At 60.4% G+C, this 23384-nt stretch carries 17 protein-coding genes; 8 read left to right on the top strand and 9 right to left on the bottom strand.

Features of this window, described 5'->3' with window-relative positions:
- Positions 1-4: 4 nt before the first annotated feature.
- The 7 genes from LJX92_RS26610 to aspA all read right to left on the bottom strand — a co-directional run bounded on the left by LJX92_RS26610 (position 5) and on the right by aspA (position 12377).
- Positions 5-4612 (bottom strand): dermonecrotic toxin domain-containing protein, encoded by a 4608-nt coding sequence (locus tag LJX92_RS26610; RefSeq protein WP_228309139.1) that lies wholly within the window; start codon positions 4610-4612, stop codon positions 5-7.
- 151 nt (positions 4613-4763) lie between these two features.
- Positions 4764-5855: a polyamine ABC transporter substrate-binding protein gene (locus tag LJX92_RS26605; protein WP_228309138.1), complete on the bottom strand. Its 1092-nt coding sequence runs from the start codon at positions 5853-5855 to the stop codon at positions 4764-4766.
- A complete protein-coding gene (locus tag LJX92_RS26600) occupies positions 5852-6886 on the bottom strand; it encodes a histone deacetylase family protein (RefSeq protein WP_032878668.1) in 1035 nt (344 codons plus the stop codon). Before LJX92_RS26600 ends, LJX92_RS26605 begins: the two co-directional genes overlap by 4 nt.
- Positions 6887-7018: 132 nt before the next feature.
- Positions 7019-8011 carry an AraC family transcriptional regulator gene (locus LJX92_RS26595; protein ID WP_032878669.1) on the bottom strand — a complete coding sequence of 331 codons (993 nt, stop codon included), beginning with the start codon at positions 8009-8011 and terminating at the stop codon, positions 7019-7021.
- 49 nt (positions 8012-8060) lie between these two features.
- Positions 8061-9038 (bottom strand): asparaginase, encoded by a 978-nt coding sequence (locus LJX92_RS26590; RefSeq protein ID WP_228309137.1) that lies wholly within the window; start codon positions 9036-9038, stop codon positions 8061-8063.
- Positions 9039-9114: 76 nt separating this feature from the next.
- Positions 9115-10560, bottom strand: a complete 1446-nt coding sequence (locus LJX92_RS26585) for an alanine/glycine:cation symporter family protein (RefSeq protein ID WP_005792545.1) — start codon at positions 10558-10560, stop codon at positions 9115-9117.
- Between the two features lie 392 nt (positions 10561-10952).
- The gene (gene aspA / locus LJX92_RS26580) at positions 10953-12377 is read right to left on the bottom strand and encodes an aspartate ammonia-lyase (protein ID WP_032878672.1); all 1425 of its coding nucleotides are present in this window, start codon (positions 12375-12377) and stop codon (positions 10953-10955) included.
- A gap of 183 nt (positions 12378-12560) precedes the next feature.
- Here aspA and LJX92_RS26575 point away from each other — a divergent pair, with 183 nt between their 5' ends.
- The 5 genes from LJX92_RS26575 to LJX92_RS26555 all read left to right on the top strand — a co-directional run bounded on the left by LJX92_RS26575 (position 12561) and on the right by LJX92_RS26555 (position 16496).
- Positions 12561-13469 carry a LysR substrate-binding domain-containing protein gene (locus LJX92_RS26575; RefSeq protein WP_032881175.1) on the top strand — a complete coding sequence of 303 codons (909 nt, stop codon included), beginning with the start codon at positions 12561-12563 and terminating at the stop codon, positions 13467-13469.
- A 472-nt stretch (positions 13470-13941) separates the two neighbouring features.
- Positions 13942-14433 carry a 5-(carboxyamino)imidazole ribonucleotide mutase gene (gene purE / locus LJX92_RS26570; protein ID WP_003195648.1) on the top strand — a complete coding sequence of 164 codons (492 nt, stop codon included), beginning with the start codon at positions 13942-13944 and terminating at the stop codon, positions 14431-14433.
- Between the two features lie 11 nt (positions 14434-14444).
- Complete coding sequence (locus LJX92_RS26565; protein ID WP_032878674.1) at positions 14445-15527, top strand: 5-(carboxyamino)imidazole ribonucleotide synthase; 1083 nt, start codon at positions 14445-14447, stop codon at positions 15525-15527.
- Positions 15528-15636: 109 nt separating this feature from the next.
- Entirely contained in the window at positions 15637-15882 is a 246-nt protein-coding gene (locus LJX92_RS26560) for a GlsB/YeaQ/YmgE family stress response membrane protein (RefSeq protein WP_005792540.1), read from the top strand.
- Between the two features lie 77 nt (positions 15883-15959).
- Positions 15960-16496 (top strand): DUF3299 domain-containing protein, encoded by a 537-nt coding sequence (locus tag LJX92_RS26555; RefSeq protein WP_103734131.1) that lies wholly within the window; start codon positions 15960-15962, stop codon positions 16494-16496.
- A 117-nt stretch (positions 16497-16613) separates the two neighbouring features.
- Here the strand turns inward: LJX92_RS26555 and LJX92_RS26550 are convergent, their stop codons facing one another.
- Positions 16614-17513, bottom strand: a complete 900-nt coding sequence (locus LJX92_RS26550; protein WP_228309136.1) for a D-hexose-6-phosphate mutarotase — start codon at positions 17511-17513, stop codon at positions 16614-16616.
- Between the two features lie 59 nt (positions 17514-17572).
- Positions 17573-17977 (bottom strand): acyl-CoA thioesterase, encoded by a 405-nt coding sequence (locus LJX92_RS26545; protein ID WP_003176975.1) that lies wholly within the window; start codon positions 17975-17977, stop codon positions 17573-17575.
- Positions 17978-18382: 405 nt separating this feature from the next.
- Here LJX92_RS26545 and LJX92_RS26540 point away from each other — a divergent pair, with 405 nt between their 5' ends.
- From LJX92_RS26540 to LJX92_RS26530, 3 genes are all read left to right on the top strand, one after another.
- On the top strand, positions 18383-19672 hold the full coding sequence (locus tag LJX92_RS26540; RefSeq protein WP_005792537.1) for an MFS transporter: 1290 nt from the start codon (positions 18383-18385) through the stop codon (positions 19670-19672).
- Positions 19673-19869: 197 nt separating this feature from the next.
- Entirely contained in the window at positions 19870-20856 is a 987-nt protein-coding gene (locus LJX92_RS26535; RefSeq protein ID WP_005792536.1) for a phosphate ABC transporter substrate-binding protein PstS, read from the top strand.
- Between the two features lie 484 nt (positions 20857-21340).
- Positions 21341-23374, top strand: coding sequence for an ABC transporter permease subunit (locus LJX92_RS26530; RefSeq protein ID WP_228309933.1), 2034 nt, complete (start codon positions 21341-21343; stop codon positions 23372-23374).
- Positions 23375-23384 lie beyond the last annotated feature (10 nt).

Here is a 23384-nt window from a genome sequence, read left to right as displayed (position 1 = left end):
GAGGTTACTTCACCTTGAAAAACAACCGCTGGGCCTGGTCCCGGTTTATTTCGCTGAGGTAGAACGCGGTTTTTTGCTGTTCGTTGAGGCCGTCAAGACTGTCGGCATCTACTCCCCGGGCGTGCTCTTGCGGGGTTTTCAAGCGGCCCCTGAGAAAAGCCCTGGCGGGCACCCATTCGGCCGAATAATGGAAGTGTGCATACCACAGCACAGTTTTATCACTGCGGTTACTCAGGGTGTACTCATCCAGGTAGACCTTGACAGGCCCTTTGAGCCGGCGGCGCTTGACGGTTCTCTTGATTACGATCTCGTTGTTTTGCTTAAGCCATTCCACGCTACTGATGGTGGGTGGGCGTTTCTTGATCATTTGCAGTTTCTGGCGAGCCGCCTCTTGATAGAGTGCCTGCGCCGCTTCGCTCAGTTGTTTGTTGACCAGAGCCGCAGAGCCCCCGTTGCTCTCGGTGGAGTTGCTTTGGGTCAGAGCCTGCTCAATGTTTGCAGAGGCCTGTTCCAGTTTTAACGCATGCTGGTGGTACAGCCATTCAATGCCAGTAGCGCTGCGCTCCGGTTTGATCGCCTGTTGGCCAGTGCGCTGCTTGAAGGCCCCCAACCCGTCCAGAAGCTTCTGGGCCTGGCTGATACTGGTGGCGACGTCCAGAGTAGTGGTGGTAGTGGTGGTCTCGACGGGATTGACGTGCTGCACCCACACACCTGGGGTTTTTTCGTGAAAGGTCGCCATGATCTGCTGGTTGAGAGGAGAGATGACATCCACCATGCCGGTTTCATCGCCAGCTTCTGTCAGTCGTGGTACTCCCACCAATACCCCGTTGTAGCGCGTGTGAATGATTTTTTTCTTTGCTCTTGGCGGTGTTGAAGGCGGTGTCGGGCGACTTCTGAGCGTGTCCCGATCCGCGTGCAGCAGTTCCAGGCTACCCAGGGTTTCGCGGTAGAAATCGCGGATTTTTTCGCGCAGGGTCGTGATACGTGCAGGCAGGGTTGCGTCAGGAAACTCGTCCGGAAAATCCTGCAGGCGTTCGTCGATGATCTTGAACTGTTCCACCAGGCTGCCAAGGGTTTCGATGCGTTCATCCAAGCGCGGCTGGCTACGCTCCATCGACGTTTCATGCAAGGCCTGAATCGACAGGTTGGCGGCGTCGACGATGGTGTCAATGGCACTCCAGGCTGACGAGGCTGTGGCGATGCTGCTGCCGTCCAGGCATAAGTTGCGCGCCATCGACACTTGCAAGGCCCTGAGGTCGCGGGCGGTGTAGCTTGGCAATTTACTCCGGTAATTGCGAATTTGCTCGAATCCCAGCTCACCCAGCGCTTTGAGTTGGGTAAGCCGCGATTGGCTGTAGTTCAGGCGCTGGATCATGTCCTGGCTCAATTCGGTCATGATGCGGGCATCGTCGATATGACGTTCCTCTGGATGGCTGATTTGATGTTCGATCTGGTCGAGCACGGTTTTGAGTTTAGGTGTGAAGGCGACTTGCGCCTCGGTGATACCGGTCCGAGTCAGCTCCAGTTGGGCGCTCACGTAGCGGATTGCGTGTTGCTGATAGTCCGCGCTGGGCGAGAACACATTCAATATCTTGAGCTGTTGCAGTGCCTTTTCGTAGTCGCTGCTCTGGCTCTTGAGTTTTTGCAGGTAGGTTTGGCGGCTGATCTCGGATGAAGTGGATGACGCGGTGTCCGACATTGCCAGACGGGCCTGCTGCAACTCCAATTGCGCAGTGGGTTTGTTTTGTTCAAATAGCGTCAGGCGTCTTTTGGCTTCTATCGCGTTGATCTCAGCTTTGGATTTTGACTGCTCCTGCAGCTGCTTGGAACCGGCGCCGCGCAGGCGCAGACGAGTGTCGATGAACCATTGGCCCTGAGCGTTGTGAATCAACGCAGGTCCTGTTCGACCGGGCTGCTTCGGGTCGATGATGACTACCGCTTCATCTTCACCGGCACTGACCTCAAACCAGCGCTCCCCTACGGGGACGTAATACTTCTGTGCCTGATGAAAGAGATGCTGGTATTGGTTTTTTGAGGTTTCAGCCGCGCCGAGGCCTTGCGGTTTGCTGACCTTGAAGCTGTCGAGCACGGTTGCGAGTTCGCTGGGTATGCGCTTGATTGCGCCGCTGGTGTGCAGGTGCGGTAAATGTGTGGCCGGCAGCTCCTTGGTCAGGGTCACCTCTTGTTTGATCGTGACCTGCTTTGTGCTGGTCGCTTTGGTCAGCTTTGGCGTGGTCTTGCGTGGGTAGCCGGTACGGTGGCTGCGGCTGGCGGCGTGCAACGTGATCGCCATGCCGAGGTTCAACAGGACATCGGTGAGTGCCGACCACTCGGCTTGTTTTTCGTCGTGGTCATGGGCTTGCACAAAAGTTTGCAGCTGATCGACCACCTGCCAGATCCAGGCGCCCGTGCCGATGGTGCGCCCCAGAAACGGCAGCACCCCATTGAAGATCACCCAGCCGGCGTGTTTAAAGGTCGCCCAACGGCTTTCGGCGTTGGACACCGATTGGCGGTCGGCCAGTTCTATCAGGGCCTGGGCATTGGCCTTGAACATTGTGGTGAATCGATCACCGTTGAGTACTTCGGTGCCCAGGGTCATTGGCCCGCTCATGGTCCATAGCTTGTCGGGCTCCACCAGGTAATCGGCGACCGCCCAAGGTGAAGGCAGCGAGCCGGGAAATACATAGTTGGTATAGTCGCTGCGGACCGCATCCGGCAGCCAGGCCAAGACCGACTCGCACAAGCTGCTCGATTGCGCGATCGTATAGATGAGGTTGGCCGGCGACGGGAACTGCATCAGGGCTGGCGTGAACAGCGGCCGGTACAAGAGGCATGGCCCGGCCGCCGGGTCTTCGGGGCCTATCACGTACATGTTGGCGACCGTGTCCACAGAGGTGTCCGTGCGCCGGGTGGGCACGAAGGCCAAGGGCCTGAGTACGATGGCTTGCCCGTCCACTTTGCTGTCAGTGGCCTGTTCTTGCATCACCGCGGTCACATAACGGTAGCCCTGCTCGTCAATGCTGCCTTCCTGGCGGATCTTGGCTTGCAAGGCTTGCATCGGCAGTTGGATACGCAGGTGTTGGCTATATAGCGTATTGCGGCGTGCAGATTCCTGAGTGTCATCCAGCAGCTTTTCCTTGATCAGCGCAGGGTAGGTACGGCCAATATCGGCATCGGTGGCCAGCGATTCAAAATAGGCAGGGGTCATCCACTCAGGCAGGTTGGAGCCATTGCTGGTCTTGACCACTTTGTTACCGACGGGCACTGCAATCAGGTTTTGCAGGGCCAGTTCAACCAGGCTGAACGTGTTGCTCTCAACCTGGCCCGGGACGACGAAAGCGCCCCACACGACCGGGCTCTCTATTTGCAGGAAGATCTTCTCCAAGGGCAGGTTAGTGCTATCCGGGTGGTCCTTGATCACCTTTGCCTTGATGACCTTCAACGCGTACGCCTCGATAGTAGGGACGTCGTCCAGGAACGACCGACCGGCATTCTGGTTATGCAGCGCGGCGAGGTCTTTGAGGTGCCGAGCATAGAAATTCGAGTCGCTGGGTGAAGCGTTTGTCAGCCAGTCGGGCATCTGCTCGCGGTACCAGGCCAGATCCGGGCTGCTTTGCGCAGGCGGCGGGGCAGCAGCAGGTGGCGTGCCCAGTGCCATATCGACGTTGTTGGTTTTGCGCAGGTCGGAGAAGTCGATTTCAGCGATGGTATCGATCTGCAATGACACCAAGGCACAGGCTTGGTGATCAAAGAAGTTGCCGTCCGGTTCAAACAGACGCCATTGGATTTGCGGGTCCGTGACAGAGCCCGACAGGTGCGCGGGCAAGGATTGGCCCAGGTGCTCCAGCGAAGGAAACTTTTCATAACCCTTGAGCAGCGAATGCGTGAGGACTGTGGTTTTGCCTTCGTGTTCGCCGATCAATACCGCGATGATCACATCATTGACGTGCTTGACCTGCCCTTCATCGTCGACTCGGTCGATATCAACCAGGCAAGCCCTGAGCTTGTAGAGGTCGTTGCCCTTTCTGTCGGCTTTGTCGGGGTGAGTGAACAGGGCGCGAGCCATGGCACACTCGGTGGCGGTCCAGTCATCGGCGGCCTCGACATCCCACACCGTGCGCAGCAGGTTCGACAGCTCGTGCCAATGTGGGCCGCTGCCGTTGGTTTGATTCCAATAGTTGATCGTTTGTTGCTGGTAGGCCCGCAGCATCGAAGGCGCAAGTTGGTTGATGGTCTTGGCGATTTCAGTCACGCGCACGGGCAGGTGTACCGCCGGCTCGATGATCGGTTGCTGCGTGAGAAAGTGCTCGCCCTGAAGGTACAGGATCGGCACCGCCAGCACTGCCTGCCTGGCAAGGATGTCACTCAGGGCCTGGTACTCGGTGGGGCCGGCGCTGACCCGGTCGTCATCCAGGTTCCAGGTGGGCGTTGCGAGCATGACGGTGTCCGGGTCGATATCCAGCGTCGGGTACTGCTCCTGTAGCGCCTCGCGCAGCAGCAGGGTTGCAGTCTCCCTGAACGAAGGACCTGTAGAGAATTGGGTGAGCAGCGCTATGCGTGCATCCGGACGCGATGTGTTCGAGGGCGTGGTCGTTGAAGCGGGGGCGTTCATGGTGAGGCTTCCCTGTCTGGCCGTTTGGTGGAACCAGCCCTGAGGTCAAGGCTAGAAATTTCCATGCTAGGGCGCGGCCACACAGAGAGGCGGTGCTTAGATAGGCCACCTTCACAAGCGCATTCGAAGGTACACGTCAAACCAAGGTGCTTCAGGTGCCGGATTTGATCCTGGTCCAGGCCCTTGTCCTGGCGCGTTCGGCTTTGCTGTCCAGGGGGATGAGGGTGTAGAGCGTGGCCATGGCGGTGTCGGTCGGGTACAGGTTGGGGTTGTGGCGAATGGTCGGGTCGACCCTCTCGGTAGCGTCCCTGTTTGGATTGGGGTACCCGACGAAGTCACTGATGGGCGCGATCACTGTGGGTTGCAGCAGGTAGTTGATGAAGGTGTAGGCGTCGTTCGGGTTTTTGGCGCCTTTGGGAATGGCGAGCATGTCGAACCAGATCGGCGCGCCTTCCTTGGGCAGGCGCATGTCCACGGTCACGCCATTCTTGGCGTCTTTGGCACGGTTGGCGGCTTGGGAAAAACTGCCGGAATAGCCCACCGCCACGCAAATATCCCCGTTGGCGATGTCGGCCATGTACTTGGAGGAGTGAAAGTAAGTGATAAACGGGCGGATCTTCATCATCAGTGCTTCGGCCTTGTCGTAGTCCTTGGGATTGCCGCTGTTGGGGTCCAGGCCAAGGTGTTGTAACGCCAGGGGCAGTATTTCCGAGGGCGAGTCCAGCAGTGCGACGCCGCATTGCTTGAGCTTGCTGAGGTTTTCCTCCTTGAAGATCAGGTCCCAGCTGTCCACGGGGGCGTTGTCGCCCAGGGCCGCCTTGACCTTGGCTGGGTTGAAGCCGATCAGGATGGTGCCGTACATGTAGGGCACGGCGTATTGATTGCCGGGGTCGTTGGCTTCGATCAGCTTCATCAGCTTGGGGTCCAGGTGCTTCCAGTTGGGCAACTGGCTTCGATCCAGGGGCTGGAACACACCGGCTTCGATCTGCTTGGCCAGGAACACATTGGACGGCACCACCACGTCATAGCCGGAGTTGCCGGTGAGCAACTTGGATTCCAGGGCCTCGTTGGTGTCGAAGATGTCGTACACCAGCTTGATCGACGGGTTCTGTGCCTTGAAGTCTTCCAGCGCCTTGGGCGTGATGTAGTCGAACCAGTTGTAGACCTTCAGGGTTTTTTCTTCGGCCTGGGCTGCGCCACTGAAAACCACGGCGCACAGGGCGAGCGACTTGAGTATGTTCATTGGGCTGCTTCCTCGAAACCTTCCAGCACGTTGACGGCGTTGATGCCGATTTCCTCCACCGCGTAGCCGCCTTCCATCACGAACAGCGTGGGCTTGCCCAGGCGGGCAATGCGCGCGCCCATGGCCAGGTAGTCCGGGCTGTCGAGCTTGAACTGCGAGATAGGGTCGTCCTTGAAGGTGTCCACGCCCAGGGACACCACGATGATGTCGGCGGCGTAGCGCTCGATCTCTGTGCAGGCTTGTTCAAGCGCTGCGCTCCAAGCCTCCCAGCCTGAACCTGCGGGTAGCGGGTAATTGAAGTTGAAACCTTCTCCGATGCCTTCTCCCTGCTCATCTGCATACCCGAGGAAGAACGGAAACTCTGCCTCCGGATGGCCGTGGATCGAGGTGAACAGCACGTCGCTGCGTGCATAAAAAATCGACTGTGTGCCGTTGCCGTGGTGGTAATCCACGTCGAGGATCGCGACCTTTTTGCAGCCCTGATCAAGGAACGCCTGGGCCGCGATGGCTGCGTTGTTGAGGTAGCAATAACCGCCCATCAAATCGCTGGCGGCGTGATGCCCAGGCGGGCGGCACAGCGCGAAGGTACTGTGGGCGCCTTGCGCGATGGCGGCCTGGGCTGTGAGGGCGACTTGCGCGGCGCTGTAGGCCGCTTGCCAGGTGCCGGCGGTAATCGGCGCGCCACCGTCGAAACTGTAATAGCCCAACTGGCCGTGCAGGCTGGTGGGAATCACGCGGCGCAACGTGCGGGCGGGCCAGGTGTAGGGCAGCAGGTCGCCGTCCTGGCCGTATTCGGTCCAGCGTTGCCAGGCGCCTTTGAAGAAATCCAGATAGTCGCGGCTATGGACGCGTTGCAGCGGCGCCAGGCCAAAATCCTGCGGGGCCTGCACGGGGCCAAGTTCCCGCGTCTTGACCCGTTGCAGCACGTGGTCGGCACGCGAGGGCATTTCAAAGCAGGGCATCAGTTGCCCGTCCATCAGTTCACAACGGCCGTGGTGCAGGTGGTGATCGTCCGAGTAGATCGTCAGCATTTGTTGTTCTCCGCAAGCTGTATCGGTGTATGCAGTCTTGCGGTGGGCGCGGTTTATGAGAACGTCAGGAGCGGCCAAAAGGGGATCAATATGGCCAAAGTGTGTGTCCGCAATTCGCCCCTCATTGGCGCGTCATGCACGAAATTGGCTCGGCGTTACGCCGCTCCAGCGCACGAAGGCATGTCTGAAACTCGCCGTTTCGCTGAACCCCAGCGTCTCGGCAATTCGGTGGATCGGCCACAGGTTGTCAGCCAACAACTGTTTGGCGCGTTCAAAGCGCAACTCATCGAGCAGTTCCTGATAGCTGCAGCCCAGGTCATGCAGGTGCCGGCGCAGGGTGCGCGCCGAACAGTTCATCTGCTGCGCCAGGCCATCGAGCCCAGGGGCGGCGTGCAGTTGTGCGGCCAGCAACTGGCGGATTCGCCCCAGCCAGGCCTCGCGCCCGGTGAATTCAGTGTTTTGTTTGCGGCAACGTTCGACCATGGCCTGGTGGGTGACCGTGTCGGCCAGGGGCAACGGTTGGGCAAGCCAGCGTTTATCAAAGGCGAACGCGTTGGCAATAGCCTGAAACTGTAGCGGGCAGTCGAAGCTCTCGGCGTAGCGCGCCTGATAATCCGGCGCGTCGTGCTCAAAACGAGCGCCCAGCAAGGGCAGGGGATGGCCGAGCAGGTCGTCACAGATGACCTTCAGTGATCCCAGACACAACTCGACATTGAAGGCGGTCAGGGCCGGGTTTTCGCGGTAGTCGCCGGCCGTGAACCAGATACGTTCGCCGTCTTCCTCCAGGCTCAGTTCGAAGAGTGTTCCCAACAGCGCCGGATACCGCAGGGCCAGATGCAAAGCGTCACCGAAAGTGGCACTGGTGAGCAGGGCATAGCCCAGTATGCCGTAGGAAGAAACATGCATACGCCGGCCAACGATCAGGCCGATATCGCGCTGACGGGCCACGGCATTGGCGCACACTTGCATCTCCTGGTGCGTGGCGATGCGCGTGTCGGCGCGGCTCAAGTCCGCCGCGCAGATGCCGCTGCCGGCCAGCAACGCTTCGTGGGGCAAGCCTTCGGCCTCGAAGGTACTGAGTACCAAGGACACGGCATTGAGGGTGGTGAGGTGGGAGTGCAGCATGGGAACTTCCAGCCAGGAGAGGCTGGAAGTAGAGCAAGTTACATGCCGGTCAGCTCAGTTCGCCGCACAGGTCCAATTCCACCAGGCGACGGATTTCGCTGGTCTCCAGCCCGGCACCGAGCAGGGCGTTGAGCTTGCCGAACGCTGCCTCGCGGGTCATGCCGCCACCGGACAGTACGCCCACATCGCGCAGGCGGCTGCCGGCCTCGTACACGTCCAGTTCCACGCCGCCTTCATGGCATTGGGTGATAGCAACCACCACCACATCCTGGTCCTGCGCACGTTGAAGGCTGGCCAGGAAGGCTGGGTTGTCACTTGGCCCGGTGCCGCTTCCGAAGCACTCCAGTACCAACGCCTGAATGCCGCTGCCAATTACAGCGTCCAGTTGCGCGGCATCAATACCCGGCACCAACGGCAGTACGGCGACATTCGCCAAGGCTTTGGGCTGACGGTAATCCAGCGCGGCCGGCAGGGACTCGGCGCGGGCAATGCCACCCTGGCGTTGCAAGGTCGCAAACGGATTGCGCCCGAAACTGCGAATTTTCGCGCAACGGGTCGGGGCCATCAGCACGCCGTGGAAGTACAGGTGTACACCCGCTGCCAGGCCTTCGCCCAATGCCGCCAAAGCACCGCTGACATTTTCCCAGGCATCACTGTCCGGCACGCCGGCCGGCAACATCGAGCCGGTGAACACCACCGGTGCGGGCAAGCCCAGCAATTGGAAACTCATGGCCGCCGCGCTGTACGCCAGGGTGTCAGTGCCGTGCAGGATCAGCACCGCGTCGCAGCCGTCGTCCACGGCTTCAACCACGGCGGTACGCAGGCGCTGCCAGTAGGCGGGGGTCATGTTGGCGCTGTCGATCAGTGGCGACATTTCCCGGAACCGCCACGTGGGCACTGGCGCGTCGGCAAGCTGTTCGCGCATACGCGCCTCAAAACCTGAAGCGGGTGCCAGGCCATTGGCGCTGGCCTGCATACCGATGGTGCCGCCGGTGTAGAGCACCATCACGTTGTTAGCTGGTTGCATGAGAAATCTCCTGAACGAAAAACGCCGCCGGGCCCAGAGCATGCCCAAGGCCGGGCGGCGTGTCATCTAGCGGTGATCAACGTTGCGCTTGAGCGCTCAGTTCAGCCGAGGGTGCTGCTTCAGGCTTCACCGGATTGGCCGGCCAGGCCTTGCGGTCCAGGTCCAGGTCAGGGAACTGGCTGGAGTCGAACACCGGGGTCTTGATGCCCGCTGCACGCTGGTTGTCGTAGTCGTTGAGGATGCGCATGGCGATCTTGAACAGGAATGCCAGGGCGAACAGGTTGACGAACGCGAGCATGGTCATGGTGATGTCGGCGAAGGCGAACACGGTGCTCAGGTTCTCGATCGAACCCCAGAAAATCAGCACCAGCACCAGTGCGCGATAGCCCATCAGCACCTTGCGGTTATTGCCGACCAGAAAGCGCAGGTTGCTCTCGCCCAGGTAGTAGTTGTACATGATCGAGGTGAACACGAACAACGCCAGGGCCACCGAGATGAACATGCGGCCCCAGTCACCGACCACCGCCGCCAGGGAGTTCTGGGTCAGGGCAATGCCGTCGCCTTCAAAGCCTGGGGTGTAGAAACCCGACAGCAGGATCAGCAACGCAGTACAGGTGCAGATCACGAAGGTGTCGAGGAACACGCTGAACGCTTGCACCACGCCCTGGGCGATCGGATGCTCTACCGAAGCCACCGCGGCTACGTTAGGCGCACTGCCCAGACCTGCTTCGTTGGCGAACACGCCGCGCTTTACACCCATGATGATCGCGCTGCCCACCAGGCCACCGAAGGCTTGGTCGAGGCCGAACGCGCTCTTGACGATGGTCGCGAGCATGGCCGGCACGTGGTCGAATTGCAGCACGATCACGTACAGGGTCACGGCGATGTACACCAGGGTCTTGACCGGTACCAGCAGGTCGGCAATCGACGCAATACGCTTGATCCCGCCGATGAACACCAGGCCCAACAACACCGCCAGCGCGAGGCCGGTGTAAGTGGTGTCGAGGCCAAAGGCGTTATTGAGCGAGTGGGTCACGGCGTGGGCTTGCAGGCCGTTGAAGGCAAAACCGAAGGTCACCAGCAGCAGGAACGCCATGACCATCCCCAGCCAACGCTTCTGCAGGCCGTGCTGGATGTAATAGGCCGGGCCGCCACGGTAGGTGCCTTCAGCGTCGGTGCGCTTGTACAACTGGCCGAGGGAGCACTCGATAAAGCTCGAAGACATGCCCACCAGAGCAGTGACCCACATCCAGAACACCGCCCCCGGACCACCCAGGGTCACAGCAATACCGACACCCGCGATGTTACCGGCACCCACGCGTCCGGCCAGGCTGAGCATCAGCGCCTGGAACGAGCTGAGTTGACCGGCGCTGCTCTTGAGGCTGTCTTTAAACACCGAGAACATGTGGAAAAAGTGACGCAATTGAACGAAACGCGAGCGGATCGTGAAATAACCGCCGAGCCCGACTATGAGCACGATCAGTACTTTCCCTGAGAGGAAGTCGTTGATGACTTCGAGCATGGAGTGTTCCTCGCTGATTTTTCTGATGGCAAACGCAGGACGGTCCGACGCATCGCTCAGCACCAGGCAGTGCACGACGCTTCGATCCCCATCCTTTTGCGGGTGTTGTTATTCATGCGGTTTCGCGTGGTACCCGGGCCTCGTTACCGATGGCCGCAGACGCGAGAGGGGCGGCACTATACCTAGGCGAGACTGATCCGTCTGCACGGGCTGATTAAAGGTTTCAGCCACGCGGTGGCAAGCAAGGTGGGTTTGCAGGGCGATATTGGAGTTTTTATGGGCTTCATTTCACAACCTTGAGGCAAAAAAAAGGGCCTGAAGAACGAGCCTTCAGGCCCTCAAAAGGTGAGAGGTGTCTAGTCCCTCAGCCTGGTGAGCGGTGCAACAAACGCTTAGGCCTTCAGCGGGACCAAGCGTGGAGCGATCATGTTTTCCGGGCGCAGGATGTCGTTGAGCATGGCGTCGTCGAGCAAGCCTTCTTCACGCACCAGTTCCAGCACGCCGCGGCCGCTTTCAAGAGCGATACGCGCGATGCGGGTGGCGTTTTCATAGCCGATGTAGGGGTTCAGCGCGGTGACCAGGCCGATGGAGTGCTCCACCAGTTCGCGGCAGCGTGCTTCGTTGGCGGTGATGCCGACGATGCAATGCTCGCGCAGCATGTCCATGGCGCGTTGCAGCAGGCGGATCGAGTCGAAGATCTTGAAGGCGATCAGCGGCTCCATCACGTTCAGTTGCAATTGGCCGCCTTCGGCCGCCATGGTCAGGGCCAGGTCGTTGCCGATGACCTGGAATGCCACCTGGTTAACGGCTTCCGGAATCACCGGGTTGACCTTGCCGGGCATGATCGAGCTGCCTGGCTGGCGCGCCGGCAGGTTGATCTCATTGATGCCGGTGCGTGGGCCGCTGGACAGCAGGCGCAAGTCGTTGCAGATCTTCGACAGCTTCACCGCGGTACGCTTGAGCATGCCGGAGAACAGCACGAAGGCGCCCATGTCGGAGGTGGCTTCGATCAGGTCGGCCGCCGGTACCAGCGGCTGACCGCTGATGGTGGCCAGGCGTTGTACGGCCAGGGCCTGGTAGCGTGGGTCGGCGTTGATGCCGGTGCCGATGGCGGTGCCGCCCAGGTTCACTTCGGTGAGCAGCTCCGGCGCCAGGGTCTTCAAGCGCGCCAGGTCTTCACCCAGGGTGGTGGCGAAGGCGCGGAATTCCTGACCGAGGGTCATCGGCACGGCGTCTTGCAATTGGGTACGGCCCATTTTCAGCACATGGCTGAACTCGGCGCCTTTGGCGGCGAACGCCTGGATCAGGCTGTCGAGGCTGGCCAGCAGCGCGTCATGGCCCAGCAGCAGACCCAAGCGGATCGCGGTCGGGTAGGCGTCGTTGGTCGACTGCGCCATGTTCACGTCGTTGTTGGGGTGCAGGTACTGGTATTCGCCTTTCTGATGGCCCATGGCCTCCAGCGCGATGTTGGCGATGACTTCGTTGGCATTCATGTTGGTTGAAGTGCCAGCGCCGCCTTGAATCATGTCCACCACGAACTCTTCGTGGAAATCGCCGCGGATCAGGCGGGCACAGGCTTCGCTGATGGCAGCGTGCTTGGCTTCGCTGAGCTGGCCCAACTCGCGGTTGGCGTCAGCCGCTGCTTGCTTGACCATTGCCAGGCCGACCACCAATTTCGGGTAATGCGAAATCGGAACGCCCGAGAGGCGGAAGTTGTTCACCGCTCGCAGGGTCTGGATGCCGTAATACGCTTGAGCAGGTACTTCGAGTACGCCAAGCAGGTCTTTTTCTGTACGGAAAGATGCAGCAGAGGACATGACGGAAATCATCTCGATATGGACCCGGAACTGGCCGGAACGCTGCGAATGCTAGGCTTGTAGAAGTTTTTGGGCCAATGCTGTTAAACACTGGGCTATGCACAAACGGCATAATGTGGATGTGACCCAGCCATGATGGCGGGCGTGTGTGCCAAAATGGTGCATTCGGCGTGGGAGGCAATGATGAACCTTGAAAGCAAATGGCTGGAAGACTTCAGCGCCCTGGCGGCGACGCGCAGCTTTTCCCAGGCTGCGGAGCGGCGTTTTGTGACGCAGCCGGCGTTCAGTCGCCGTATTCGCAGCCTTGAAGCCGCGTTGGGCCTGACGCTGGTCAACCGCTCGCGCACGCCCGTGGAGCTGACAGCGGCGGGGCAGTTGTTCCTGGTGACGGCGCGCACCGTGGTCGAACAGCTCGGCGAAGTACTGCGGCATTTGCATCATCTGGAAGGCGGGCAGGGTGAAGTCATGCAGGTGGCGGCCGCACACTCGCTGGCACTGGGGTTCTTTCCACGTTGGATCGCACAGCTGCGCAACGAGGGGCTGAACATCGCCACGCGATTGGTTGCCACTAACGTCGGCGACGCTGTGCACGCCCTGCGCGAAGGCGGTTGCGACCTGATGCTGGCGTTTTACGACCCGGATGCCGCCATGCAGATGGACGCCGAGATATTCCCATCGCTGCACCTGGGCAACACCGAAATGCTCCCGGTGTGCGCCGCCGATGCCGATGGCAAGCCGCTGTTCGACCTGGAAAGCGAGGGCAGTGTGCCGTTGCTGGCCTACAGTGCCGGGGCGTTCCTCGGCCGCTCGGTGAATTTACTGCTGCGCCAGCGGGCCCTGCGGTTCACCACCATTTACGAAACCGCCATGGCTGACAGCCTCAAGAGCATGGCTCTTGAAGGCTTGGGCATCGCCTGGGTGCCTCAACTGAGCGTGCGTGCCGAACTGGCTCGCGGCGAACTGGTGGTGTGCGGCGGGCCGCAATGGCACGTGCCCCTGGAGATTCGCTTGTATCGCTGTGCGTTGGTGCGCAAGGCGAATGTGCGGTTGCTGTGGCGCAAACTGGAAGGAGGCGCGGCGCAAAGTACCTGAGCCTGACACAGATCCAATGTGGGAGGGGGCTTGCTCCCGATAGCGGTGTGTCAGGCGCTGATTAGGCCGCTGAAACACCGCTATCGGGAGCAAGCCCCCTCCCACAGGGTTTTGCGGTGCAGGGGACTGACTCAAGAGTCAATAAAACCGCCGGTTTGAGCGGCTAGACAGATGGTCATTCCAGGGGCTGTTTATCTGGATTATTACGGTATACTGCGCGGCCTTCGGCCGGTCCAACCGGCCGCGTTTCGAGGTCAGAACTCGCCGAGCGAAGATCAGGCAAGGCAAAAACAAGCGAGGAAGCGGAGTTGGCTTTAGCCAATGAGCATTCCGAGTTTGTTTTTAACGCAGCCTGATTGAGCGCAGGCAGTTCTGGCCCGAAACTAATTCGTACAACAAGCCACGCCGGTCTCCTGCGTGGCTTGTTGTTTTTTGACGCGCCTGCGGGCGCCCAGAGAGAAGAGGCACGACGATGAGTGCATTGGTTGGCGTGATCATGGGCTCCAAGTCCGATTGGTCCACCCTTAGCCACACCGCCGATATGCTGGAAAAACTCGGCATTCCGTATGAAGTGAAGGTGGTCTCTGCCCACCGCACCCCGGATTTGCTGTTCCAGTATGCCGATGAAGCAGAATCCCGTGGCATCGAGGTGATCATCGCCGGTGCCGGCGGCGCGGCGCACTTGCCAGGTATGTGTGCGGCCAAGACGCACCTGCCGGTGCTTGGCGTGCCGGTGCAGTCGTCGATGCTCTCGGGCGTGGATTCGCTGTTGTCCATCGTGCAGATGCCGGCCGGTATCCCGGTAGCGACCCTGGCGATCGGCAAGGCCGGCGCGATCAACGCTGCATTGCTGTCGGCCAGCATCCTGGGCGCCAAGCACCCGCAGTTCCACGCGGTGCTGAAAAAATTCCGTGCTGAGCAGACAGACAGTGTGCTGGACAATCCAGACCCACGCATCGCCTGAGGTTGTTGACGATGAAAATCGGTGTAATCGGTGGTGGCCAACTCGGTCGCATGCTGGCCCTGGCGGGCACTCCGCTGGGGATGAACTTCGCTTTCCTGGACCCGGCGCCAGATGCCTGCGCCGCCGCCCTGGGTGAACACCTGCGCGCTGACTACAGCGACCCGGATCACCTGCGCCAACTGGCCGACGAAGTCGACCTGGTGACGTTCGAGTTTGAAAGCGTCCCGGCCGAAACCGTGGCCTTCCTGTCGCAGTTCGTACCGGTGTACCCGAGCGCTGAAGCCTTGCGCATCGCCCGGGACCGCTGGTTCGAGAAGAGTATGTTCAAGGACTTGGGCATCCCCACCCCGGCCTTCGCCGACATCCAGTCCCAGGCAGACCTGGACGCCGCTGTCGCCAGCATCGGCCTGCCGGCCGTGTTGAAAACCCGCACCCTGGGTTACGACGGCAAGGGCCAGAAAGTGCTGCGTACCGCCGCCGATGTGGTTGGCACCTTCGCTGAGCTGGGCAGCGTCGGCTGCCTGCTGGAAGGCTTTGTGCCATTCACCGGTGAAGTATCGCTGATCGCCGTGCGTGCCCGTGATGGTGAGACGCGCTTTTACCCGCTGGTGCACAACACCCACGACAGCGGCATCCTCAAGCTGTCCGTGGCCAGCACCGACCACCCACTGCAGGCCCTGGCCGAAGATTATTCCAGCCGCGTGCTCAAGCAACTGGATTACGTCGGCGTGATGGCGTTCGAGTTCTTTGAAGTCGACGGCGGCCTCAAGGCCAACGAAATCGCCCCGCGTGTTCACAACTCCGGGCACTGGACCACCGAAGGCGCCGAGTGCAGCCAGTTCGAAAACCACCTGCGGGCGGTGGCGGGCTTGCCGTTGGGCTCCACGGCCAAGGTCGGCGAGAGCGCCATGCTCAACTTCATCGGCGTAGTCCCGCCGGTTGAGCGGGTGATTGCCATCGATGACTGCCACCTGCATCACTACGGCAAGGCGTTCAAGGCCGGACGCAAAGTCGGGCATGCAAACCTGCGCTGCAAGGATCGCGCAACGCTGCAGGCGCAGATCCTCAAGGTCGAAGCGCTGATCGCCGAGTAATAAGCCGGGAGTCGGCGGGAACCATTGGTCACCGTCGTCTCTCTGATTGCAGGATGATAAAGCCTGACTAGGCTTTGTCATGACTCACATTCAATCAGAGGGAAATGCCATGGGTATCATTGGAACCATCTTTATCGGCTTGATCGTTGGCCTGCTGGCGCGTTTCCTCAAGCCGGGTGACGACAGCATGGGCTGGATCATGACCATTCTGCTGGGTATCGCCGGCTCCCTGGCCGCGACCTATGGCGGCCAGGCACTGGGGATCTACCAGGCAGGCCAGGGCGCGGGCTTCATCGGCGCGCTGGTAGGTGCCATCGTGTTGCTGGTGATCTACGGCCTGATCAAAAAGAAGTAATCAGCCGACAAAGTCCTCTGCGCTGCGCAGGCGCAGAGGGCTAGAATGCTCGGCACTTGTATTTGCCGAGCCTCTCCATGCGCCGTCTATTCTTCACTCTCCTCCTGCTGGGCTCTGGCCTGGCGCACGCTGGCGAACTGCCGGAAACCGACTGGCTCGACCTGATGCCGCTTTCGGACCAGAAGGCCCTCGAAGCCATGCCCGAGATCGACCATAACTCCCCCGAAGCCCAAGGCACGTTCACTGAAAAAGGTGGCTTGAAGCAGAGCAAAGGCTTGCCCGCGGTGATGTATTCCACCAAGACCGTGGCGGCCATGAACGGCAAGAATATCCGCATTGGTGGGTATCCGGTGCCGTTGGAAACCGATGCCAAAGGCCGCAGCACGCTGTTCTTCCTGGTGCCGTATCCGGGCGCCTGCATCCATGTGCCGCCACCGCCGCCTAACCAACTGGTGCTGGTGCGGTATCCCAAGGGGTTGAAGCTGGATGATATCTACACGCCGCTGTGGGTCACGGGCATGTTGAAGGTGGAGAAGGTCAACAATGACTTGGCCGATGCAGCGTATGCGCTGGAGGCGGGGAAGGTGCGGGTGGTGAAGGAGTCCGATCTCTAACTGGCGCTACCAATCCCTGTGGGAGCTGGCTTGATCTGCGATGCAGGCGACTCGGTGTGTCAGTTGCACTGAGGCGATGCTATCGCAGGCAAGCCAGCTCCCACATTCTGACTGGGTTTACAAAGTGATATTGGTGATACGAACGCCCAAGGTGTGGCTTTTACCGGGGGCCAGGCTTACCACATCATCCAGCACATTCGCCGTCTCGATGCACAACATGCCCTGCCAGCCATCGTCAGCCATGTCATCAAGTGCCTTGGCCCGTTCGGTCCAGGGGTTCCAGATCACGGTGGACTTCGAGCCTTCGCTGGTGAGTTGGACGCGGCGCTGCCAGTCTTTATCGACAATGCTCAACTGCGCCGGTGTATCCAGGTATATGCGATCGGTTTCGCCAGTGAAGTGCAGCAGCCCGGATTGCTGTTTCTCGGTCCACCCATCAGCAGTATCGATATAGGCCAAGCCATCCACCCCCTCGACCTGCACGTTGCGCACGTCGCTCACAGCAAAGTAGGTGTGCAGTGCCTGGCTGAAGGTCACGGTGTCGGTGCCACGGTTGTGGCTGGTGAGGCGGATATGCAGTTGCTCGTCCAGCAGCAGGCTCAGCGTCAAGTCAACCTGATGGGGCCAGCCGGGAAAGCCGTTCGCAGGAGTCGGCAGCACCAGCTCGATACGCAGGGCTTCACCTTCGATTGCCGTCCCGGCCAACTCCCAGAGCGCGGTGCGCACAAAGCCGTGGGCGCCGGCAGGCTGATCGCTTTGGCGCATGGCTTTTACGCTCTGCGGGTTACGGTCGAAAACACCAAACCACGGCCAGCACACCGGCACGCCGGTACGAATACCTTTGCCCTGCTTGAACACCGCCGCAGGGTTCGGCCAGATCAGTGGCTGTTCGCCCTCGCGCTGGTAACTGAAGATATGCGCACCCTGTTGGGCCACCATCAGCTCGGCGCCGTTGTGGCGGATGCGCCAGCAGTCCAGCTCGTCGATTTTCATCGTCTCAACGTGGGGCGTAGGCATAACAAAGCTCTCTCAAGTGGCAGGCAATGGGGCAATTGACCGTTAAAACCCGGCGAGGTTTAACGCGCCCGTGACGGTACCGAACGGGTGCGACCGCTGCCGTCGATGGCGACGAACACAAATACCGCTTCGGTGACCTTGCGCCATTCGCTGGACAGCGGGTCATCGCTCCACACTTCGACCATCATCTGGATCGAGCTGCGGCCAATTTCCAGAGCCTGGGTATAGAAGGAAAGCTGTGCACCCACGGCTACCGGTACCAGGAAGGCCATGCGATCAATGGCGACGGTGGCTACGCGCCCGCCGGCGACCTTGCTGGCCATTGCCGTGCCTGCCAGGTCCATCTGCGCGACCAGCCAGCCGCCGAAGATATCGCCAAAACCATTGGTTTCACGCGGCAGTGCAGTGATTTGCAGGGCGAGATCGCCTTGCGGGATAGGATCTTCTTGTTCGAGTTCGATCATGCCGAGGGTGCCTCTGACCCGTGACGCTTCATGGGTATTTGAAGTGGATAGCCGTCTTCTGGAAAAACGTTTCAGCACCAACATACACCGCTCGATGCGTTTCTCGTAAGGCGAACTAAAGGGAAACTCTGCCAAATCGGCTGGATGGTACCCAACAACGTTTTGGCACAGCAGCCCCTCAAGACAGCGGGTCTGGCGCTTGCACTGGCGAGTATATCGAGACCCTGGCGCCACGACGACCTCCGGACGCTCATTTGGTCGGTAAATAGACGCTGTATCGGGGCTTTTGCGCGCAACTGTGTTCCTGGCGCTGTGCTTTTTCAGGCGATTTGCTATCTTGCCAAACCCGCCGCAAGTCACGGGCGTGCAGTCCTTTACGATGATTACTATAAGAGAAGCCTTGCCATGTCCTCCGTGCCCGCAAGCAGTGCGCAGCCCTCGCGCCCGCTGACCCGCAACGACTACAAAACCCTGTCGCTGTCTGCCTTGGGCGGGGCGCTGGAGTTCTACGACTTCATCATCTTTGTGTTTTTCGCCACCGTGGTCGGAAAACTGTTCTTCCCCGTCGACATGCCCGAATGGCTGCGCATGATGCAGACCTTCGGCATCTTCGCCGCCGGCTACCTGGCCCGCCCACTGGGCGGCATCATCATGGCGCACTTCGGCGACCTGCTGGGGCGCAAGAAGATGTTCACCCTGAGCATCTTCATGATGGCCGTACCCACCCTGATCATGGGCCTGCTGCCCACCTACGCGCAGATCGGCCTGTGGGCGCCGCTCTTGCTGCTGCTGATGCGCGTCATCCAGGGTGCGGCGATTGGCGGCGAGGTACCGGGCGCCTGGGTGTTCGTCTCCGAGCACGTTCCGCCGCGCCACATCGGCTACGCCTGCGGCACCCTGACCAGCGGCCTCACCGCCGGTATTCTGCTCGGCTCGCTGGTAGCTACTGCAATCAATACGGCCTATACCCCGGAGCAGGTCTCCGATTACGCTTGGCGGATCCCATTCCTGCTTGGCGGTGTATTCGGTCTGTTGTCGGTGTATCTGCGCCGCTGGCTGCATGAAACGCCGATCTTCGCTGAGATGCAGCAACGCAAGACCCTTGCTGCCGAGCTGCCGTTGCGTGCAGTGCTGCGTGACCACCGTGGCGCCATTGTGTTGTCGATGTTGCTCACCTGGCTGCTGTCGGCCGGCGTCGTGGTGGTTATCCTGATGACGCCGACCGTGCTGCAAACCGTCTACCACTTCAGTCCCACGGTGGCACTGCAAGCCAACAGCCTGGCCATCGTGACCCTGAGCCTGGGCTGCATCGCCTCGGGTGCGCTGGCCGACCGTTTTGGCGCCGGTCGCGTGCTGGTCACCGGTTGCGCACTGCTGCTGGCGACCTCCTGGACGCTGTATCACAGCCTGATGGCCCACCCGGACTGGCTGTTTCCGTTGTACGCATTGACCGGTTTGTTCGTGGGCACCATCGGTGTAGTGCCCTACGTGATGGTCAAGGCGTTCCCGCCAGTGGTGCGCTTCAGCGGCCTGTCGTTCTCCTACAACGTCGCCTATGCCGTATTCGGTGGACTGACGCCATTGGCGGTGTCGCTGCTGATGAAGGAGAGCCCGATGGGCCCGGCTTACTATGTGGCCGTCCTGTGTGTGATGGGGATGTTGGTGGGTGGGTATCTGTGGAAACGCGGTCGCTAACGCCAGCCTGATCTACTGTGGTGAGGGAGCAAGCTCCCTCGCCACAATGAGAGTGCCTGTTCCGTTTTTTACTTCGCATACCTTTGCTTCCCGATAGTGGCCTTTCATCTAATTGTCACATTGCAGACATAGAGTGTTCACACGGCCTCTCGATACTTGGCCCCGATCCAATTATCCCTATCTGCTAGGAGCAAGGCATGAAACTGAAACGTTTGATGGCGGCAATGACTTTTGTCGCTGCTGGCGTTGCGACCGCCAACGCGGTGGCCGCTGGTGTTGATCCGGCAATCCCGGCGTACGTCAAGACCACTGGTGTGTCGGGTAACTTGTCCAGCGTCGGCTCCGACACCCTGGCTAACCTGATGACTTTGTGGGCTGAGGGTTACAAAAAGGAATACCCGAACGTCAACATCCAGATTCAAGCTGCCGGTTCCGCCACCGCGCCACCTGCGCTGACTGAAGGCACCTCTAACCTGGGCCCGATGAGCCGCAAGATGAAGGACACCGAACTGGCGGCCTTCGAGCAGAAGTACGGCTACAAGCCAACCGCTATCCCGGTTGCCGTGGACGCCTTGGCGGTGTTCGTGCACAAGGACAACCCGATCCAGCACCTGACCATGGAGCAAGTCGACGCGATCTTCTCCTCGACTCGCCTGTGCGGCGCCAAAGCTGACGTTAAAACCTGGGGCGACCTGGGTGTGACCGGCGACCTGGCCAACAAGCCAGTGCAATTGTTCGGTCGCAACTCGGTATCCGGCACCTACGGCTACTTCAAGGAAGAAGCCCTGTGCAAAGGCGACTACAAGCCAAACGTGAACGAACAACCTGGCTCGGCTTCGGTCGTGCAGTCGATCAGCTCCTCGCTGAACGGCATCGGTTACTCGGGCATCGGCTACAAGACCGCCAGCGTGAAGACCGTGGCCCTGGCCAAGAAAGGCAGCACTGACTTCATCGAAGACAGCGAAGAAAACGCCCTGAACGGCAAATACCCGCTGTCGCGCTTCCTCTACGTGTATGTCAACAAAGCCCCGAACAAGCCTCTGGCCCCGCTGGAAGCCGAGTTCGTGAAACTGGTGCTGTCCAAGCAGGGCCAGGAAGTTGTCGTCAAGGACGGCTACATCCCACTGCCTGCCAAAGTGGCCGCCAAGGCCTTGGCTGAGCTGGGTCTGAAAGAAGGCAACTAAGCCTGCGATACCTGATGTAGACGCATGCTTTTCTGTGGGAGCGGGCTTGCCCGCGATGCTGGCGACGCGGTTTAGCGTTGAAATCGTGTTGATGCCATCGCGGGCAAGCCCGCTCCCACATAAGCAGTCTGCATCCCTAATTTTTAACCCGCTGCCAGCCCTGCTTCGCGGCGGATTTGTTGCGTCACTGCACTGTCATCTTTCTGTCATACAGGATCGCTAGGGTGTGCGCATGAATGATCTGGCCAATTCCACCATGACGACAACTTCTCCCCCCAAGCGCATTGATTTCAATACGCCTGAGCTGCAACGCAAGCGCCGCATTCGCGCGCTCAAGGACCGCCTGACCCGCTGGTATGTGCTGGTCGGTGGCCTCGCCGTCCTCGGCGCCATCACCCTGATCTTCTTCTTCCTCGCCTACGTCGTTGCACCTCTGTTCCAGGGCGCCTCGTTGACCAAGGAAGACGCGCTGACCCCCGCCTGGATGCAGGATGCCGGCAAGCCGTTGATGATCTCCCTTGAAGAACAGAACCAGGTCGCCATGCGGGTTTCCGACAAGGGCCAGGCGCTGTTCTTTGAAGTGGACTCCGGCGCTGAGCTCAAGCGTGTCGACTTGCCGCTTCCGGCCGGTGCCAGCGTTGTTTCTATTGGTGAAGACCAGCCGGGCAGCCCGCTGGTTATCCTTGGTTTGTCCAATGGCCAGTCCCTGGTGTTCCGCCACACCTATAAAGTGTCGTACCCGGACGGCAAGAAGACCATCACCCCAGCGATTGAATACCCTTACGGCGAAACGCCGATCGTGTTGGATGAGGCCGGTCGCCCACTGGAGCATGTCGCCCTCAACGCCACTGACTCCACCTTGGTGGTGGCCGGTTCGGCGGGTTCGTACCTGAACGTGCTGTCGTTGAGCCGCGAAGAAAACATGATGACCGGTGAAGTCACCAGCGAGCAGAAGCGCATCGAGCTGCCGCAGATGACCGAACCGGTGAAAGCCATCTTTGTCGACCCACGCCAGCAATGGCTTTATGTGATCAACGGTCGCGCCCTGGCCGATGTGTTCAGCCTGCGCGACAACAGCCTCAACGGTCGCTACAAACTCCTGGAAGACGGCGCAGCCGAAGTCACCGCCAGCACTCAGTTGGTGGGCGGTATCTCGCTGATCGTCGGCAACTCCAAGGGCGGCCTGGCCCAGTGGTTCATGGCCCGCGACCCGGATGGCGAGCAACGCCTGAAACAGATCCGCACCTTCCAGATGGGCACTGCGCCCATTGTCGAAATCAGTGCTGAAGAACGCCGCAAAGGCTTCACCGCGCTCGATGCCTCCGGCCAGTTCGGCGTTTTCCACAGCACCGCTCACCGCACCCTGCTGGTCGACCCGGTGGTCGACGGCCAGGGCCTGTTCGGTATGTCGCCACGGGCCAACCGCGTAATCGTCGAGGCCGGCGGCAAGCTGCAACCGCTGTTGCTCGACAACCCGCACCCGGAAGTCTCGTGGAGCGCGTTGTGGAGCAAGGTCTGGTACGAGAACTACGACGAGCCTAAATACGTCTGGCAGTCCACCGCCGCCAACACCGACTTCGAACCCAAGATGAGCCTGGCCCCGCTGACCTTCGGCACGTTGAAGGCTGCGTTCTACGCCATGCTGCTGGCCGCGCCACTGGCGGTTGCGGCGGCGATCTACACCGCGTACTTCATGGCCCCGAGCCTGCGCCGCAAGGTCAAACCGGTGATCGAACTGATGGAAGCCATGCCGACCGTGATCCTTGGCTTCTTCGCCGGCCTGTTCCTGGCGCCGTACGTGGAAGGGCACTTGCCGGGCATTTTCAGCCTGCTGATGCTATTGCCTATCGGCATCCTGGTCGCCGGTTTTGTCTTCAGTCGCTTGCCCGAGTCGATTCGCCTGCGGGTGCCGGACGGCTGGGAAAGCGCGATCCTGATCCCGGTAATCCTGCTGGTGGGCTGGCTCTCGCTGTACATGAGTCCATACCTGGAAACCTGGTTCTTTGGCGGCGACATGCGCATGTGGATCTCCCATGACCTGGGGATCACCTACGACCAGCGCAACGCCCTGGTGGTCGGCCTGGCCATGGGTTTTGCGGTGATCCCGAACATCTACTCGATCGCCGAAGACGCCGTGTTCAGCGTACCCCGCGGCCTGACCCTGGGCTCCCTGGCCCTGGGCGCCACGCCGTGGCAGACCATGACCCGCGTGGTGATCCTGACCGCCAGCCCGGGCATCTTCTCTGCACTGATGATCGGCATGGGCCGTGCTGTGGGCGAGACCATGATTGTGCTGATGGCCACCGGTAATACCCCGGTGATGGAGATGAACCTGTTCGAGGGCTTGCGCACCCTGGCGGCCAACGTCGCGGTGGAAATGCCCGAGTCGGAAGTCGGTGGCAGTCACTACCGCGTGCTGTTCCTCTCGGCGCTGGTGCTGCTGCTGTTCACGTTCATCATGAACACCCTCGCCGAACTGATTCGTCAGCGTCTGCGCAAGAAATACTCGTCGCTTTAAGAAAGGTAGA

Origin of the sequence: Pseudomonas sp. HN8-3, assembly GCF_020790195.1 — a bacterium.
GTDB lineage: Bacteria > Pseudomonadota > Gammaproteobacteria > Pseudomonadales > Pseudomonadaceae > Aquipseudomonas > Aquipseudomonas synxantha_A.
This window is presented reverse-complemented; position numbering and strand designations above follow the sequence as displayed.